This is a genomic window from Anaerofustis butyriciformans (genome assembly GCF_036289385.1).
Classification (GTDB): Bacteria; Bacillota; Clostridia; order Eubacteriales; family Anaerofustaceae; genus Anaerofustis; species Anaerofustis butyriciformans.
Genome location: NZ_JAYFFH010000001.1, coordinates 301,607 through 318,836, shown reverse-complemented (window position 1 = coordinate 318,836; position 17,230 = coordinate 301,607). Strand labels below are relative to the sequence as shown.

Genomic DNA, 17,230 nt, shown 5'->3' with positions numbered 1-17,230 from the left:
AAAAAGGACCTAACAGTCCTTTTTTACATTATGCCAAGATCCATAAGAACATCTTCAGCATTTGTTGCAGCTTTAACTTTACCATAAACTTTTTCTATATTTCCTTGTTCATCGATAATATAAGTAGTTCTTACTACACCCATGCTTTTTTTACCGTACATATTCTTTTCTTTCCACACATCATAAGACTGAATTGCTTTAAGTTCAGGGTCTGAAAGAAGAATAAAAGGTAAATCATGTTTATTTATAAAATTAGAATGAGACTTTTCACTGTCTTTGCTTATTCCGATTACAACAATGTCGTTATCTTTGTATTTATCGTAGTTGTCTCTAAATCCACAGGCTTGTTTTGTACATCCAGGAGTATTATCCCTTGGATAGAAATAAAGAACCACTTTCTTTCCTAAAAAATCAGATAAACTTACTTCTTTTCCGTCTTTATCGTTAAGTGTAAAATCAGGTGCTTTTATACCTTGTTCTAACATAATATTCCCTCCTTAAATTTTGAAGAAAACAAAATTATTTTCATTTGAATATTCTTCACTGAAACCATATCCATTATAGCAAAATTCTTTTAATTTATCACTATTATTTATCTTTTTATCAACTATATACCTTACCATTTCCCCTCTTAGCATTTTAGCTTCAGTTGCAATAGTCCTAATTTTCCCTTTATGAAAACTCTTAAAATCAACTGTGATAAATTTATCTTCATATTTTAAATACGATGTAATTACTTTTGAATATTCCTTTGAGGCAAGATTGATTACTTCTTCATTATCCTTATATAATTCCTTATAAATACTGTCTGCCCAGAATTTATATAAATTTTTACCGTCTATATCAAGTTTACACTGCATTTCAAGTCTATAGGGACAAATACCGTCATAAGGTTTTAATATGCCGTATAAACCGCTTATTACCCTAATGGTAGAGTTTACAAACTCATAATCTTCTTCCTTAAATTCTTCTGCTTTTATATGTGTATATTGAAGACCGTTATAAGATAATATTGCAGGTATTTCATGCTTAAAATCAAAGAAATCATTATAGTAAACAAAAGTTTCCATTGCTATTTTTGGATTTACTTTCATAATACTTTCTATTTCCATAGGCGAAAACTTCTTTATTATTTTTGCAAGCTGTTTTGCCTTATTAAAAAATACAGGAGTTGTAATTTCCTTTTTTTCATCATATGCTATTTTCATTTTCTTTGCAGGTGAAATTATTACTTTCAATGTTAAACCTCTTTTATAAAAAATTTACGAATGCTCCCGCAAGAACCACAGTTATAAGTCCCGATACGGCTACGGAAAGTCCGCTCATAGCACCTTCAACTTCTCCCATTTCAAGAGCCTTGGCTGTTCCTACCGCATGAGCAGCTGTTCCTATAGCAAGCCCTTTAGATATAGGGTGCTTAATCTTAAATATTTTTAAGATATATTCTCCCATTAAATTCCCAAGTATTCCGGTTATTATTATTACGGCAACCGTTATTGAAGCAATTCCTCCGAATTGTTCACTTACAGTCATTCCTATTGCCGTAGTAATTGACTTTGGAAGAAGAGTAACATATTGCTCATGAGTCAAAGCAAACAAGTATGAAAACAATAAAATACTTCCAAGACTTGAGAGTACTCCTGCAGTTATCCCTATTATAATTGCTTTAAAATTGTGTTTAAGTGTTTCAAATTCTTCGTATAAAGGTATTGCAAGACATATTGTCGCAGGGGTTAGGAAGTAGCTTATATATTTTGCGCCCTCATAATAAACATCATAGTCAATTTTAAAAACACTTAATATAATACTTACAAAAATAATGCCAATAAGTATAGGATTAAAAACATTTAACTTTGTTTTTTTTCTTATTATATCCCCTATAAAATACCCAAGTATTGTTATCAAAACTGCAAAATAAAGAGAATTTTTAATTATTTCCATTATTCACATTCTCCTTATCTTTATTTATTACAAATTGTGAAACATGCGCCGTTACAACCATAACAATAATTGTAGTTACAAAAACGATTATTGTCATAGGAAACAAAAATTCCTTTAAAACCGCAAATAACGTAACTATTTCTACTCCTATAGGAACGAACATTATAGGCATTGTATCCAGTAAAAAACTGCCAACGTCTTTTATATAACTTAATTTAAGTATATTTGATTTTAGAAGTATCAGCATTATTACAAGACCGTATATACTGCTTGGAATCGGAAGCGGTATTATATAATTTAACAGCTCACTTACAAAAGTTATCAAACAAATAATTAAAAATTGATAAAAATATTTCATATTATGCCTTTCTAAAATGTATTTTGAAAATTAATTATATATTAAATATGAAAATTTTTAAAGTTTTTTACATTCCAAAACAAAACTTTTAATATTTTTTTGCTGTCTTTAATCTTATATAATTTGCCTTTCTATTATATAAAATTTAACTTAATTATTGTTAAAAAGCATAAAGTATTTACTTTAATTTTACAAATATTTTAAATAAAAAAGACACATAACGTGTCTTTAAAAGCCTAAATAAAACATATAGAAAGCTATAAGAAGCATTAAAATTGAAAGTAGGATTTTTACTACAAACTGTACTTTTGCATATTTTTCGCTTTTGTTCAAATTTTTTGTAAATCCAATGCCGGTACCTACAAGAACTGTTAATATACCGTGTCCCACAGAATAACAAAATAACATTATTATTCCCATTAATAAACTTCCCTTTGATGCAACAAAACTTAAAATAACAACCAAAGCGGGAGTTGAGCAGGGAGAAGAAAAAACACCTGCAAGTATACCGCATATAAATGCTCCTATATATCCCGTTTTACCGTTTTTTGCAACCAAGTTTGTTGAGGGTATAAAATTATAAAGTTCTAATGTTTGAAGAGCCATTAAAACCATTATTATTCCAAGGAATATATAAAACCATTTACCTGAAAGAGAAAGTATGTTGCCTATCAGTGCTGAAACTACGCCAAAAAGCGTAAATGTAAGTGCTGTTCCAAGAGCAAATACTACACTTAATAAAAATAGATTTTTCGTTTCTTTTTTGCTGTTTAACCCTACATAACCTACTATCAATGGTATTGAGGATAAAGAACATGGTGTAAAGGAAACAAGTATCCCAGCTAAAAAAGCAAATAATGGAGCAAAAACAGAGCTTGAAGCTATTATGTTTGATAAACTTTCTATTAGTTGATTCATATTATTCTACTCCCAAATCTTTAAATATTGATCTGAACTCTTCTTCGCTTAATATTCCCTCTCTTGCGGTAAATAAATGTTCATTAGTATCTTTAGATGTATACTTTACAAGCTCTACTGTTGGAGTTTGTGTTGGTGAATAAGGTTTTCCGTTTTTATCAAAAAAGAAAATAGTCGGAGTAACTCTTATTGGAAAATCTTCTATACCGCTGACATCAGCATCTAAATTAATTGTTTTAATGATAATTTTTCCTTGATACTCTTTTGCAAGATTATGTATTGTAGGTTCCATTTCTCTGCATGGAGGACAGGTTGAACTTGAAAAATTTAGAACGATTGGAAGATTTTGTTTTTTAAGTTCATCCATATTAAGACTTGTTATATTTATGTTATCATCTACCTTTTTGCTTTCTTCAATATTTTTAAATATATATATTCCACCGATTACTAAAACAATTAAAATCGGTACTATTATTCTTAAGACTTTTTTATTCATATTCCATCTCCCTTCTTTTATTTAATCCATTCTATCATATAAATTGCTTTTTGTTAACATATGCAAACAAGTTTTTTAGAATTATTTTAATTTACGTTATTTCCTCCACATAAATTATATGCTTAAAATAATAAAAAACCTGCAAATATAAATATTTACAGGTTTATATTTTATAAATTATACATATGATTTAAAGGTCCACTTCCCCTTCCAAGATCTAACCCTGCCTTTAGGGCTCCTGTTATATAATCCTTTGCATTTTTAATGCTTTCTTCTTTAGAATAGCCCATTGCAAGATTACAAGCAATTGCAGAAGAAAGAGTACATCCTGTTCCGTGAGTATTATTAGTATCTACTCTATCCCCCTTAAACCAGAAAATTTCTCCATTATCATATAAAAGATCATTTGCGTTTTTATCATAATGACCGCCTTTTATAAGAATTGCACTGTCAATATTTTTAGAGATTTCTTTTGCGGCATTAATCATATCTTCATCGCTTTTTATTTTTCTTCCCGATAAAACTTCAGCTTCAGGAATATTAGGAGTGATTATTGTTCCAAGTGGAAGAAGTCTGTTTATTAAAGTATCTTTTGCTTCATCACTTATAAGCTTACTTCCGCTTGTTGCAACCATTACAGGATCAACAACAATATTTTCTGCTTTATATTCAATTAGTTTATCTGCTATGGCATTGATTATATCGCTGTTTGAAACCATACCAATTTTCAAACTGTCAGGTCGTATATCAGTAAAAATGCAATCAATTTGATTTTTTACAAAGTCTGCATCTGCATCTAAAACACCGTAAACTCCTGTTGTGTTTTGTGCTGTTAGAGCCGTTATTGCACTCATCGCATAAAGTTTATGAGCTGTTATTGTTTTTATATCGGCTTGTATTCCGGCTCCTCCACTTGAATCAGAACCCGCGATTGTTAAAACCTTTTTCATATTATTCTCCTTTTACCATTTCCTTAGATAAATTTAAAAGTTCTTTTGTATCTTCAGTTATATTTTTGCTTGCAAAGATTGCAGATACAACTGCAACTCCGTCAACATGACTTCCTTTTAATTTTAAAATATTATCTTTACTTATTCCCCCTATTGCAACAACGGGAATATTTACACTGTCGCATATTTCTTTTAGTGTTTCAAAAGATACATCATCGGCATCTAACTTTGTTGAAGTTGAAAATACCGCTCCAACTCCAAGATAGTCAGCTCCCATTTTTTCTGCTTCTATAGCCTCTTCGAGAGTATGAGCAGAAACGCCTAGGATTTTATCTTTTCCTATTTTACTTCTAACGTCCGTAGCTTTCATGTCGCTTTGACCTACATGTACTCCGTCTGCATCACATTTTATTGCAACATCTACGTTATCATTGATTACAAAAGGAATATTATACTCTTTTACCATATCTTTTATTTCTAATGCTTCTTTTAAGAATTCTTCATAACTTAATTCTTTTTCTCTAAGCTGTAAAAAAGTTATTCCTCCCTCTAAAGCTTCTTTGATTTGCCCCTTTAATCCTTTTTCTTTGCTCCACATTCTGTCCGTTACGGCATATAAAAGCATATCTTTTTTATCTGTGTTCATATTTTGCCCCCTTATCAAGTTCTTCACCTGACATATTGTAAATAGCATCAATTAAATAATTTCTAAATGATGAGTTACCGGCTTTTGTTTCAACCATTTTTTCATATGCTTTTTCGCCTGCATATCCCATTAAACATACGCTTGCAAGGCAGGCTTTTAACATATTGTCAGTATTTGCACATATATAAGCACAAGTCATAGCTGAAAGCATACAGCCTGTTCCTGTTATTGAAGACATTACAGCATGTCCGTTTTTTATTATATAAGCATCTTTATCATTAGTTACAATATCAATTTCTCCCGTAACTATTATTACAGCACCTGTTTGTTTTGAAAATTCTTTTAAAGATTTTATTACATCATCAATGTTTTCTTCAGTTACTTTATCAGCTATATCGGCATCAACTCCTTTTGTTGAACCGCTTCCTGCCATAAGAGTTTTAATTTCGGAAATATTACCTTTTATTACAGAAAATTTAACGTTATTCAAAAGTTCCTTTGCTGTATTTGTTCTAAGAGTTGAAGCACCTGCTCCTACAGGGTCAAGAATAATAGGATGAGAAAGTTCATTTGCTTTTTTCCCTGCAAGTAACATTGAAGGAATTGTATTTTTATTTAAAGTTCCTATGTTTATATTTAAACCGCTGCAAATACTTGTTATTTCTTCTACTTCTCCTTCATCATCCGCCATTATCGGAGAACCTCCACAGGCAAGCAGTATATTTGCACAGTCATTTACAGTTACGTAGTTTGTAATGTTATGTACAAGTGGTGTATTGTTTTTTACGTTTTCCAAAATTTCTTTTAACATTTCATTCCTCCTAATATAAAAAAACGAGAAACCAATTAGGATTCTCGTTAAAATTTACTTATTATTTCTTCCTACGTTGGCATTATCCAAATCAGGTTTAAGGGTCGAATAAATTCCTCTCAGCAAAAAGCTCCCCTGTATATTTTATTTATAAAACTATGCTACCACAAGATAAAAAATATGTCAATAAAAGCATTATGCTTCGTTTTCCAAATGAATTTTATCTCTTATTTCCTGCATTTTTATATCTGTATAAGAAATAAGGGTTGCACATTCTTTTAATTCACTTATGATTTTTTCCTCTTCTTCTATATTTTTTTTGTATTTAAGCTGATGTTCCAAACTTGCCCAAAAGTCCATTGCTATTGTTCTAATTTGTATTTCAACTCTTAAATTTTGTTTTTTATCAGAAAAGAACACGGGTATTTCGACAATCATATGATAAGATCTATATCCGTTTTCCTTAGGGTTGTTAATATAATCCTTTACGGCTATAACCGTGATATCATCTTGTTTTGCAATCATTTTTGCAAGTGCATATATATCATCAATAAAAGAACAAACTATTCTTATTCCCGCAATATCATTTAGATGTTCCATAGCTGATTCCACGGATACTTCATATCCTTCTTTTTTTAGTTTTGCGGCTATGCTTTCAGGTTTTTTAATTCTTGACTTAATAAATTCTATTGGGCTGTTAGCTCTTTTAAGTGCAAGTTCGTCATTTAAAACTTCAAGTTTAGTTTTAACTTCTCTTATTGCACATCCATACATCATAATTGCTTCTTTAAATTCTTTTGTTTGTTCTATAAAATAATTTTTTGTATCTGCAGGAACGTTAACAGTGCTTATAAACGTCCTGTTCAGGTCTTTTTCCATATTCATTGTAATCTTTTAATATATGATATTTATTTCCATTTATGTCCGCAGTCAAGGCATATGTAATCAGGTCTTGTTTTTTCATCTTCAAAACATCCGCCGTAAAAACCTTCATCTTTCCCCATTGCTTCACAAGCTTCAAAATACATAAGACCGTATATCATTTCTTCAATATGTTTGCTTTTACACTTTGGACATATCTTTTCCATATATTATTCTCCTTACATTTTAATATTGTATCATAAATCGACAATATTACATAGAACATTAATTAATTCTTAATTATTATTTAATTTAAAACACAACTTTATTTATAGTAAAAAATACTTCTATCTTTTTTTAAAAAAATGATAATTAATATTTAATTAAAACTATATAAACTTATTTTCAAATATGTTAAAATTACATCATATATCAAATGCTAAAACAGATTAAGAAATTACGGCATATTATAAAATTTTGGAGGTTTAGTTGTGCTTCAAATAAAAAATATAAGCAAACAATATAAAACCGGAAGTTTAGTTCAAAAAGCATTAGATGACGTAAGTTTGAATTTAAGAGACAATGAATTCGTTGCAATTTTAGGCCCAAGCGGTTCCGGTAAGACGACACTTTTGAATATTATCGGAGGGCTTGATAGATATGACAGCGGAGATTTGATAATAAATGAAATATCAACAAAAGAATACAAAGACAGGGATTGGGATTCTTATCGTAACCATACAATAGGATTCGTATTTCAAAGTTATAATCTAATACCACATCAAACGATACTTTCAAATGTTGAACTTGCTCTTACTATTTCGGGTATAGACAAATCAGAAAGAAGAGAAAGAGCAATAAAAGCCCTTGAACAAGTAGGTTTAAAAGAACAAATGCACAAAAAGCCAAATCAGTTATCAGGCGGACAGATGCAAAGAGTAGCAATAGCAAGGGCTCTTGTAAATAACCCTGATATTGTTCTTGCGGACGAACCTACGGGAGCCCTTGACAGTGAAACAAGTATACAAGTTATGGATTTATTAAAAGAAGTTGCAAAAGACCGTTTAGTTGTAATGGTAACCCATAACCCGGAACTTGCCGAAAGATATGCGACACGTATTGTAAATTTAAGAGACGGTAAAATACGTTCAGATTCTGACCCTTTTGAAATTAATGAAGAAAACCAGGTTGAATCTGTTTATAAAAAATTCGGGAAAACGGCAATGTCTTTTTTAACTTCTCTTTCTTTAAGTTTTAACAACTTAAAGACAAAAAAAGGAAGAACCATTCTTACGTCATTTGCAGGTTCTATTGGAATAATAGGAATTGCCTTAATTCTTTCCCTATCAAACGGCGTAAACTCTTATATTAAATCAATAGAAGAAGATACATTATCTGAATACCCTTTACAAATACAAAGTTCGGGTTTTGATTTAACTTCAATGATTAATATACAAAATACAAATAACGAACAAAAAGATTCAGAAATAAAAATAAACAAACAGCTTACAAATATGTTTTCAACTATTGGCTCAAACGATTTAAAATCACTAAAAACATATTTAGAAAGCGATGAATGTCCTATTGATAACTATGCAAAAAATATAGAATACAAATACGATGTTTCTCCTAAGATATATTTACAAAAAGATGATGAAATAAGACAGGTTAATCCTGATATAACATTTACAAGTCTTGGTATAGGCTCCGGAACTTCAAACAACTCTTTTATGTCAAGCATGATGAGTACAAACGTATTTTTCCAAATGCCAAGTGATGAAAATTTATATATTAATCAATACGATGTAAAAGCTGGAAAATGGCCAGAAAATTACAATGAATGTGTACTTGTTTTATCATCAAATGGTGGAATGAGCGACTTTTTACTTTATACTTTGGGACTTAGGGATTATGACGAACTTGATGAATGGGTAAAAGATTTTTCAAATGATAAAAACGTAACTGTTCCTGAAAATCTCGGTGAATACTCATATGACGATATAATCGGAAAAACATTTAAACTTGTTGATAACAGCGACTGTTATGAATATGATTCAAATTATAACCTATGGCGTGATAAAACCGATAATACAGAATACATGAAAAAGGTCGTAAAAAACGGTGAAGACTTAAAAATCGTTGGAGTAGTACAACCTAAAGAAGATGCATCAAGCATGATGTTATCAATGGGAATATGTTACCCACAAAGCCTTACAACTCATGTCATGGATAATGCAAAAAACAGCGAGATAGTAAAACAACAACTTGAAAATCCTGATATAAACGTATTTACAGGTAAAAGTTTTGATGATGAAGGAAATGATAATGCTTTTGATATGAACTCACTAATGCAAGTTGATACAAATGCATTACAGTCTGCTTTTAAAATAGATGAATCTAAAATTAAATTTGATTTTGGTGATATGAATGGAATGATGAATTCTAACAATCTTCCTTCTTTAAATTTAAATGATATTTTAAATCAAATTAATTTTACTATTACACAAGAAGACACTCAAAAACTGGTTGATGAACTGATAAAAGGATATCAAGAATATTTAAAAAACAACCCTAATGATAATGCAAATAAAATAAATCAACAATTTAGCGAGTATTTAAGTTCTGAAGAAGTAAATAATTTAATAAACCAAAGAATAAGTGAAGAGATTCAAGCAAATGGTTCTATTTCTCAAGAAAAAATGCAAAGCATATTTAATGAAGTATTAGGTGGATATACGAAATATGTTGAAGATAATGAACTTGTAAGCTCTGAGGATTTAAATCAATCAATTAATGATTACTTAAATTCAGATATTGCAAAACAAATTATTATTTCTAATTTGACTCAGATAATGCAATCACAAAATATTGAAGGTCAAATAAATGCTATTATGAATCAATATATGCAAAGTGCTATGGGACAAATGAGTGCATCTATGCAAGCACAAATGGCAATAAGCATGGAAGAGTTTAGCAAGTCAATTTCAAATGCCATAAGTATCGACCCTTCAACTTTTGCGGGAGCTTTCAAAATGAACATGAGTGAAGAGGAACTTTCGGAACTGTTTACTTCCCTTCTTTCAAAAGAAAGCGTTACTTATGAAAATAACTTGAAGAAATTAAACTATGCAAATCCTAATGAACCAAGCGGTATTGATATATATCCAAAAGATTTTGAAGGAAATAAATCAATAACAAATTTACTAAACGAATATAACGAAAGAATGGAAAAAGAAGGCAATGAAGATAAAGTAATTTCATTTACGGATATGGTAGGAACGCTAATGAGTTCAGTTACAAACATAGTTGACACCGTAAGTTATGTTCTTATAGCCTTTGTATCCATTTCACTTGTTGTTTCTTCCATTATGATTGGTGTAATAACTTATATAAGTGTACTTGAAAGGAAAAAAGAGATTGGTATATTAAGAGCAATGGGAGCCTCAAAGAGAAATATTTCGCAGGTATTTAATGCAGAAACCATTATAATAGGTGCTCTTGCGGGAGTTTTGGGTGTTGGAATCTCATTACTTGCGCTTATACCTATAAATAAACTTATATATATTCTTTCCGACGGAGCAAATGTAAAAGCTTCCCTACCTATTAGCGCAGCAATAATTCTTATAATTTTAAGTATTGTTTTAACATTAATAGGCGGAATAATTCCATCTAAAAAAGCGGCAAAAGAAGATCCTGTTCTTGCCCTTAGAAGTGAATAAAAAAGGACTGCTTGGCAGTCCTTTTTTTTAAATTAATATAATAATTTATGTTAATTTATTATTACTTATCCTACAAGTTTAATAATTTACTTTTTATTTTATCAAATTCATCTTGTGAAATAGCATTAATATCAAGTAGCTCTTTATATTTTTTTATTTCATCTGCTATAGATAAATTTGAATCTGAAATATTATTTTCTTCAAATTCATTTAATATAAGTTGAAGTTTAGATAAAATTTGTTGAGTACTTTTATAAGCAGCATCATATAATATTCCACTTTTCTTTAATTCTGTAGAAATAACATTTATAATGGCAACTGGATTTTCTAAATCTTTTGTAGTGATTTTAATATCAAGTTTTGTACAAACTTGCTTATTTTTCTTTGAAGTTCCACCTGCAATTGCTCCAGCGATACCAAATAATGCTCCTCCAACAATTGCTTTTCCAAGACCTCCTGTAGATACAGTTGTTCCATCTTCGATGACTTCATAATTTATTATTTCATCATATGAAAAAATATGTGAATTATTTATATTATATTTTATTGTTCCAGATGGTATTGCAAACCACTTATTTGTATCATCGAACCATATATAATTTTCAAACTTTTTTGTTGGTACAAAGTTTGAAATTTTTTCTTGATTTAACTTTTCTGCTATTTTTACATGATTAATTCTCTCAATAATTTGTACATTAGAAAAATTTTTTAGTGTTTCAAGATCCAAACCTGTTAATGAAATGCAGTTACTACAAATAAAAGAATAATTATTTAATTTTTTGCATTTTAATTTTTTACCACATATAGTACACTGTTCTTTAGATAATAACCCCAAAATAATCACATCCTTTAGCATTTGTATTATAATATTATTATATAGTAAAAATGTATAATATTAAATTATTTTTTATAATTTCTCCCAAAATATACAATTAAATATTTTAATAAAAGACAAATCAATTTATATAATTATTATCTTAAAGACCTAATTTTATAGAAATCAGGTTTTCTATTATGATAAAATGCAATTTCTTTAAAGCCGATATCTTCAAGGATATCAAATACAATACTAAAATTATTAGCAATATCATCAGCCTTATGAGCATCTGAACCTACTGTAATTATCTTTCCCCCTAAATGTTTATATCTTCTGATTATATCAAAATTTGGATGAGGGTTACCTAGGTTATATCTAAGCCCTGAAGTATTAACTTCTATTCCTTTATCTTTTCTTATTAGTAATAGTAATATTTCGTCTAATACTTCACTAAATTCTTCATAGTCTATTTTCTTTTTAGAATATCCCCCATATCTTACTACATAATCAATATGACCATAAACATCAAATTCATTATATAATTTTATATTTTCAAGAACTTCTTCAAAATATTTTAAATAAGCTTCTTTTCTGGATAAACCACTAAAAAAACTTTTATCCATTGCCATATCTTTTTTACAAGTAATATGAGATGAGCCTATAACAAAATCAAAAGGATATTGCTTTACCATTGTTTCAACTTTATCTACAATATCTGGCTGTAATCCTATTTCAATGCCAAAATTTGTTTTTAATATAGAATCATCTTTATATTTTAAATATTCTTTTCTATATTCTGACACATCTAACATTGTTAATTTTGTATCTAAACCTGTATAATCATCCCAATGTTCAGTGAAAGTTATTTCATCAACATTTTTTTCTTTAGAAGTTTCGATGTACTCTTTGAATGTAGATATTCCATCATGAGACAGATTAGTATGTACATGACAATCTTTCATATATTAAGCTCTCCTTTAAAACTATTTATATCCTAAATATAAAGCTACAAAATAATATCATATTATCAAATTATTTAAAATATCAAACTTTAATGTTTATATAAATTTTATTATTCAAATAATTTTGCATTGAAAATTTTTAAGTTGAAAAGAATATTTATAAACAAAAAATAATTTACTGAAATATTAAAAATAAGTTTAATTAAATACCGCACTTTGAAATATTTGAATAAATATTTATAAAATAAAAAAACTGTAAAACCATTTAGGCTTTACAGTAATATATCTAAGCTGGTGCACCGAGTACGGATAAATCCGCCGCCCTCACCATCTGCCAGTGTAATATTCTTGGAACCGTCCTTATAGTTGAAAGTAAGGATTATCTTATCCTCATAAAGATATACCGCATTTACAAAACTATCAATCAGACTTTGCCGCTGTTCCCGATTTGTTACATCAAGTTTGCGAAAATAACCTTGACACCGTTCTTCTTCAAAACATTTATATATCTTACGCTTGTCATAACATTATTGGGCAAAACAGTCTAACTCCCATACCAGAACGACATCAAATAAGCCCTTTGCGTTGTCCTTAATCATGTGCTGAAATTTGGGATGTTTATCTGTTTTCACTGATAAAGCCCAATCAATATAAATACCTAAAATCATAATATCGTCGCGTTCTGCATACTCATTATATCTCCTAACTTTTTCATGTATATGAAAACCTCCGTCCCTCGTCCTACGCTCCCACTTGTTGACAAAGTGTCACTCGAATTTTTGGTCACACTTCTGGAAAAGTAGCAGGACAGAAGACAAAGGAAACAGAAAAGAAAATGAGCATATGACAAAAGCGACGGTATCATTAATAATACCGCCGCTTTTAACAATAATCTAATTATAAAACTGTTCCAAGAAATTGAACTAATGTAGCAATAGCTGCTCCGAATTGTGCAGACCCATTGATAGCTTGTAATCCTTTCAGCGCTGTTTTAATGAACCCTTTTCTAGGACTTGCACTTTGTACCTCAGCTCGGATTACTTCAACACTGTCACTTATTTGTTCCTGTTCTTCTTCTGTAATATTAGTAGGCATGTATTTCATAATATCAGAGATAATGTTTTCTAATTGAGAAATATCAATACCATTGTTTTGAGTTGCATGAACTGTTGCGTTATCATTTGCTACATTTACCTGTGCCACGCCACCATTTACATTAATCATAAATTTTTTATCTTCATCATATCCCATCTGAATGCCTATTTCCGTAAGATACCCCTCAATATAGTTGACAAAAGGAAGTACTATTCGATTACAAAATTCTTTTACAGCATGATTCGCTTCTCTTGCATAACGAAAAGCCATATCATGGTAAAAGTTGTGATAATTCTCTACAGCATATTTCAAATACTGATATGTATAAGAAATTTCCTCTTGTTTTGTATCGCCCATTGATGAAAAGCAAGTCCCTCTTTCAACTGGCTGAAAATCGTCTGTATTAACATATTGTTTTATATACTCTGATATAATTTCGTTTTCGTCAATATAAGCCATAAATTTTTTCAATAAAGCCATTCCCGTTTGATGATTGCATGTAATCAAACGGTTAGCAATTGTTCTAAATTCCATGGAAATTATTTTCAACTGTTTTTTATCAATATTCTTCATACCTTACCCCACAAAACGGGCAATAACTCCCGCACATTTTATAAATTGGTTTGATTTTTGCTTCCCTCTTGCAACAAAGATATTCCTCAACTTCTAAAGCTTCTATTCCATACTTAATAGGATATTCTTCTTCATGCTTCGGATTTTTACCTACCTTAAACGATGTAAATGAACTTTTAAATTTCTTCTCCAACTTTTTCATCTCGTTATATATTAAATCATTTGCGTAATTCTTTGTCTTTTTTAAAGCAAGCTCTATCACGTCATCGGTAAAATAATTTTCCGCTTTTAAACCACAACTTGGACACCAAATTTCAATAACATCTTCTGCATAATAATCCTCTGGCTTTATTTTAAAAAATTCCCCGCATAGAGGACATTGCATTAAAACAAATCCTTGATCGTCAGCAGGTATTGATACTTCACCAATTATACTACTCATACCTTACCTCTTGCCTATATCTTGTATTATAGTGGAACTTTTTATAAAAATCTACCCTTATTTTTGAGTAAAAAATTGGCGATATCATAAGTGATACCACCGATTTTGCTTTAGCACTCAATATATACTAAAAATCCGAAGCTATCCCGATTGAAACCGAGTTCGGATTATCATTAAATGGTGCCGATGGTGGGATTCGAACCCACACGATATTGCTATCGACGGATTTTGAGTCCGTTGCGTCTGCCAATTTCACCACATCGGCAAAATACCTTATGTATTATATCATCATTGACCTTGATTTTCAAGTCCTGAATTATCATTTTTGCCATTTAAAATATTATACATAACCGCTATTAAAACAAGTGCACCACCTATAAAAGTTGTTATACTTGGGATTTCCCCTATTACAAGAGCAACCCAAATTGGATTTAATATTGCTTCTAACATTGAAATTAAGGAAGCATCTACGCTTTCCGTTCTTTCTATTCCTTTTGAGAATAAAGCATAAGATACACCCATTTGGAATATACCAAGAATAATTATTCCAAACACACCTGCCATATCAAGAGCCGGCTGATTATTTTGAAGTAATGTCGGTACTGAAATTAAAAATATTAAACCATTACCTAAAATTGTCGCATCTAAAGTATTTGAATCTTCGTATGAATTAAAAATAAATACTCCTGAATACCCGATCCCTGCAAGAATTGCAAGAATGTTTCCAAGCATTGCTCCTGAACCTACTTTTTCCATAAAGAATATTATTACACCTATAAATGCAAGTATAACGGTAAACACCTGTTTTTTTGTAGGGAAACTTTTGAAGAAAATAATTGATAAAATTATAACGAATATAGGAGCCGTGTACTGAAGTATTATTGCATTTGCGGCAGTGGTGAGTTTTGTTGCATACACAAATAAAATGCCCATTGTAATATATGATATACTGGCGCATATAACGTGTTTATTTATTTTAAAATTCATGCTTCCTTTAATTAAAATTAAAGTAATTGTAGATAAAAATGCTCTAACCCCGCTTATTGCCATTGCATCCCATGGAATGTATTTTATAAGTACACCGTTTAAACTCCATAAAAAAGCAGCCATAACGATATATATTGCCCCGTTTTTTTGATTGTTCATTATAAACCTCCCTTTTTTAAATACTAAAATATTATATCAAAATTTTTAGAATAATTATAATTTTTTTTATCATTTATTTTTTTATGTTTTTTTGGTAAAATATAAAAAAGACATATATTAAAAGGTAGGGAATTTATGAAGTACAAAAACATAAATCCTGTTATTCTTATTCCTGCCTACAAACCCGATAAAAAACTTATCGGAGTTGTAAAAGAATTAATTGAACATGATGAGAAAATTCTCATTATAAATGACGGAAGCGGAAAAGAATTTGAGGATATTTTTAAACAAGTCGAGGATTTGGGATGTACAGTTCTTGTTCACGAAGAAAATAAAGGTAAAGGAAGAGCCTTAAAAACGGGATTTGAATATTGTATTAAACATAATTTAAGCGCTGTTACCGCAGATGCAGACGGACAGCATTTACCAAAAGATATTTTGAATATCGAAAAAATACTCGATGAAAATCCCGACAAACTTATTTTGGGCGTTAGACATTTCGACAAAACAACACCTCTTAGAAGTTTATTTGGAAATACAGTAACAAGAAAGATTTTCAAATTTTTAAATAACGGAGATGAAATAGTAGACACACAAACAGGTCTTAGAGGATTTAGTGTTGAAATGCTTAAAAAAATAATAGACATTGAAGGCGAAAGATATGAATTTGAAATGAATATCTTGCTTGAGCTTAAGAATAGACATATTGAGGTTATTCAAGAGCCAATAAGCGTTGTATACATAAACGACAACGAATCTTCTCACTACGATACTTTAAGGGATTCTTTCAGGGTATATAAAAGAATTATAAAATATATTCTATCTTCTACATCTTCGGGGATTTTGGATTATTTAAGTTTTTGCCTATTTACTTTTATCGGTATACCCACAATAACCGCAACATACATTGCAAGGCTTATTTCTTCCCTGTTTAATTATACTTTAAACAGAAAGTTCGTTTTTAAAAATGACGGTCACGTTGGCAAAACAATGTTTAAATACTATGTTTTGGTATTTATTGTTGCAGGACTTAGCGGAATACTTACAAAGGGCGTAAATATGTATCTTGGAATAAACGTATATTTTGCAAAAATTATAGTTGATATGTGTTTATATGTAGTAAGTTATAACGGACAAAAACATTTTGTTTTTAAATAATATCACATTTTAATTTATGACATAATATAAAACAGAAAGAAGGTATTAAATATGAGTTTTAAAATGTATGGTATGAACAGTTGTATAGATTGTATAAATGCAAAAAAACTTTTAAAAGAAAAAAACATTAATTATGAACTTATTGAAATAACTGAAGATACAACTTCAATGAAAGAATTTTTAAAACTAAGAGATAATCTTAACGAATTTGCAAAGGTAAGACAAAGAAGTACAATAGGAGTTCCTTTCTTCGTTTTTGATGACGGAAAAATGACTTTTGATGTAGATGAAGCAATTGAACACTATAAAAAATAAAGGGTTATCCCCTTTATTTTTT

The 17,230-nt window shown here is 29.7% G+C and carries 20 protein-coding genes, 1 tRNA gene and 1 riboswitch; of the genes, 3 read left to right on the top strand and 18 right to left on the bottom strand.

Annotation, left to right across the window (positions count from 1 at the left end; genetic code table 11):
* Positions 1-23 precede the first annotated feature (23 nt).
* The 11 genes from bcp to V2W16_RS01510 all read right to left on the bottom strand — a co-directional run bounded on the left by bcp (position 24) and on the right by V2W16_RS01510 (position 7,208).
* Positions 24-485, bottom strand: a complete 462-nt coding sequence (bcp, locus tag V2W16_RS01560; protein ID WP_138269485.1) for a thioredoxin-dependent thiol peroxidase — start codon at positions 483-485, stop codon at positions 24-26.
* Positions 486-497: 12 nt separating this feature from the next.
* Entirely contained in the window at positions 498-1,238 is a 741-nt protein-coding gene (gene yaaA, locus V2W16_RS01555) for a peroxide stress protein YaaA (RefSeq protein WP_329380343.1), read from the bottom strand.
* 13 nt (positions 1,239-1,251) lie between these two features.
* Positions 1,252-1,941: an LrgB family protein gene (locus V2W16_RS01550; protein ID WP_329380340.1), complete on the bottom strand. Its 690-nt coding sequence runs from the start codon at positions 1,939-1,941 to the stop codon at positions 1,252-1,254.
* A complete protein-coding gene (locus tag V2W16_RS01545) occupies positions 1,928-2,299 on the bottom strand; it encodes a CidA/LrgA family protein (RefSeq protein WP_329380337.1) in 372 nt (123 codons plus the stop codon). Before V2W16_RS01545 ends, V2W16_RS01550 begins: the two co-directional genes overlap by 14 nt.
* 228 nt (positions 2,300-2,527) lie before the next feature.
* Entirely contained in the window at positions 2,528-3,217 is a 690-nt protein-coding gene (locus V2W16_RS01540) for a cytochrome c biogenesis protein CcdA (RefSeq protein WP_329380334.1), read from the bottom strand.
* A 1-nt stretch (position 3,218) separates the two neighbouring features.
* Entirely contained in the window at positions 3,219-3,713 is a 495-nt protein-coding gene (locus V2W16_RS01535; RefSeq protein WP_329380332.1) for a thioredoxin family protein, read from the bottom strand.
* A gap of 170 nt (positions 3,714-3,883) precedes the next feature.
* On the bottom strand, positions 3,884-4,663 hold the full coding sequence (thiD, locus tag V2W16_RS01530) for a bifunctional hydroxymethylpyrimidine kinase/phosphomethylpyrimidine kinase (RefSeq protein ID WP_329380329.1): 780 nt from the start codon (positions 4,661-4,663) through the stop codon (positions 3,884-3,886).
* A 1-nt stretch (position 4,664) separates the two neighbouring features.
* Positions 4,665-5,309, bottom strand: a complete 645-nt coding sequence (thiE, locus tag V2W16_RS01525) for a thiamine phosphate synthase (RefSeq protein WP_329380326.1) — start codon at positions 5,307-5,309, stop codon at positions 4,665-4,667.
* Positions 5,296-6,120, bottom strand: coding sequence for a hydroxyethylthiazole kinase (gene thiM / locus V2W16_RS01520; protein ID WP_329380324.1), 825 nt, complete (start codon positions 6,118-6,120; stop codon positions 5,296-5,298). The genes thiE and thiM overlap by 14 nt, the downstream gene beginning before the upstream one ends.
* 50 nt (positions 6,121-6,170) lie before the next feature.
* Positions 6,171-6,267, bottom strand: a riboswitch (TPP riboswitch).
* 48 nt (positions 6,268-6,315) lie between these two features.
* Positions 6,316-7,005 (bottom strand): GTP pyrophosphokinase, encoded by a 690-nt coding sequence (locus V2W16_RS01515; RefSeq protein ID WP_329380321.1) that lies wholly within the window; start codon positions 7,003-7,005, stop codon positions 6,316-6,318.
* Between the two features lie 23 nt (positions 7,006-7,028).
* Entirely contained in the window at positions 7,029-7,208 is a 180-nt protein-coding gene (locus V2W16_RS01510; protein WP_138269495.1) for a hypothetical protein, read from the bottom strand.
* 264 nt (positions 7,209-7,472) lie between these two features.
* Here V2W16_RS01510 and V2W16_RS01505 point away from each other — a divergent pair, with 264 nt between their 5' ends.
* Complete coding sequence (locus tag V2W16_RS01505; RefSeq protein ID WP_329380315.1) at positions 7,473-10,700, top strand: ABC transporter ATP-binding protein/permease; 3,228 nt, start codon at positions 7,473-7,475, stop codon at positions 10,698-10,700.
* 70 nt (positions 10,701-10,770) lie between these two features.
* Here V2W16_RS01505 and V2W16_RS01500 read toward each other — a convergent pair whose 3' ends face one another.
* The 7 genes from V2W16_RS01500 to V2W16_RS01470 form a co-directional block, all read right to left on the bottom strand.
* On the bottom strand, positions 10,771-11,535 hold the full coding sequence (locus V2W16_RS01500; RefSeq protein WP_329380312.1) for an SHOCT domain-containing protein: 765 nt from the start codon (positions 11,533-11,535) through the stop codon (positions 10,771-10,773).
* 137 nt (positions 11,536-11,672) lie between these two features.
* Positions 11,673-12,479: a histidinol-phosphatase HisJ family protein gene (locus tag V2W16_RS01495; RefSeq protein ID WP_329380309.1), complete on the bottom strand. Its 807-nt coding sequence runs from the start codon at positions 12,477-12,479 to the stop codon at positions 11,673-11,675.
* Between the two features lie 527 nt (positions 12,480-13,006).
* Positions 13,007-13,147 (bottom strand): recombinase family protein, encoded by a 141-nt coding sequence (locus V2W16_RS01490; RefSeq protein ID WP_329380306.1) that lies wholly within the window; start codon positions 13,145-13,147, stop codon positions 13,007-13,009.
* Positions 13,148-13,376: 229 nt separating this feature from the next.
* Positions 13,377-14,081: a hypothetical protein gene (locus V2W16_RS01485; RefSeq protein WP_329380304.1), complete on the bottom strand. Its 705-nt coding sequence runs from the start codon at positions 14,079-14,081 to the stop codon at positions 13,377-13,379.
* Between the two features lie 52 nt (positions 14,082-14,133).
* Positions 14,134-14,589, bottom strand: coding sequence for a TFIIB-type zinc ribbon-containing protein (locus V2W16_RS01480; protein ID WP_329380301.1), 456 nt, complete (start codon positions 14,587-14,589; stop codon positions 14,134-14,136).
* Between the two features lie 178 nt (positions 14,590-14,767).
* Positions 14,768-14,854, bottom strand: a tRNA-Leu gene (locus V2W16_RS01475).
* 23 nt (positions 14,855-14,877) lie between these two features.
* Positions 14,878-15,735, bottom strand: coding sequence for a DMT family transporter (locus V2W16_RS01470; protein ID WP_329380298.1), 858 nt, complete (start codon positions 15,733-15,735; stop codon positions 14,878-14,880).
* 135 nt (positions 15,736-15,870) lie between these two features.
* Here V2W16_RS01470 and V2W16_RS01465 point away from each other — a divergent pair, with 135 nt between their 5' ends.
* Together V2W16_RS01465 and V2W16_RS01460 are read left to right on the top strand one after the other, a co-directional pair.
* Positions 15,871-16,893, top strand: coding sequence for a bifunctional glycosyltransferase family 2/GtrA family protein (locus tag V2W16_RS01465; protein ID WP_329380295.1), 1,023 nt, complete (start codon positions 15,871-15,873; stop codon positions 16,891-16,893).
* 51 nt (positions 16,894-16,944) lie between these two features.
* Complete coding sequence (locus tag V2W16_RS01460; protein WP_253229242.1) at positions 16,945-17,208, top strand: glutaredoxin domain-containing protein; 264 nt, start codon at positions 16,945-16,947, stop codon at positions 17,206-17,208.
* The last annotated feature ends 22 nt before the right edge of the window (positions 17,209-17,230 follow it).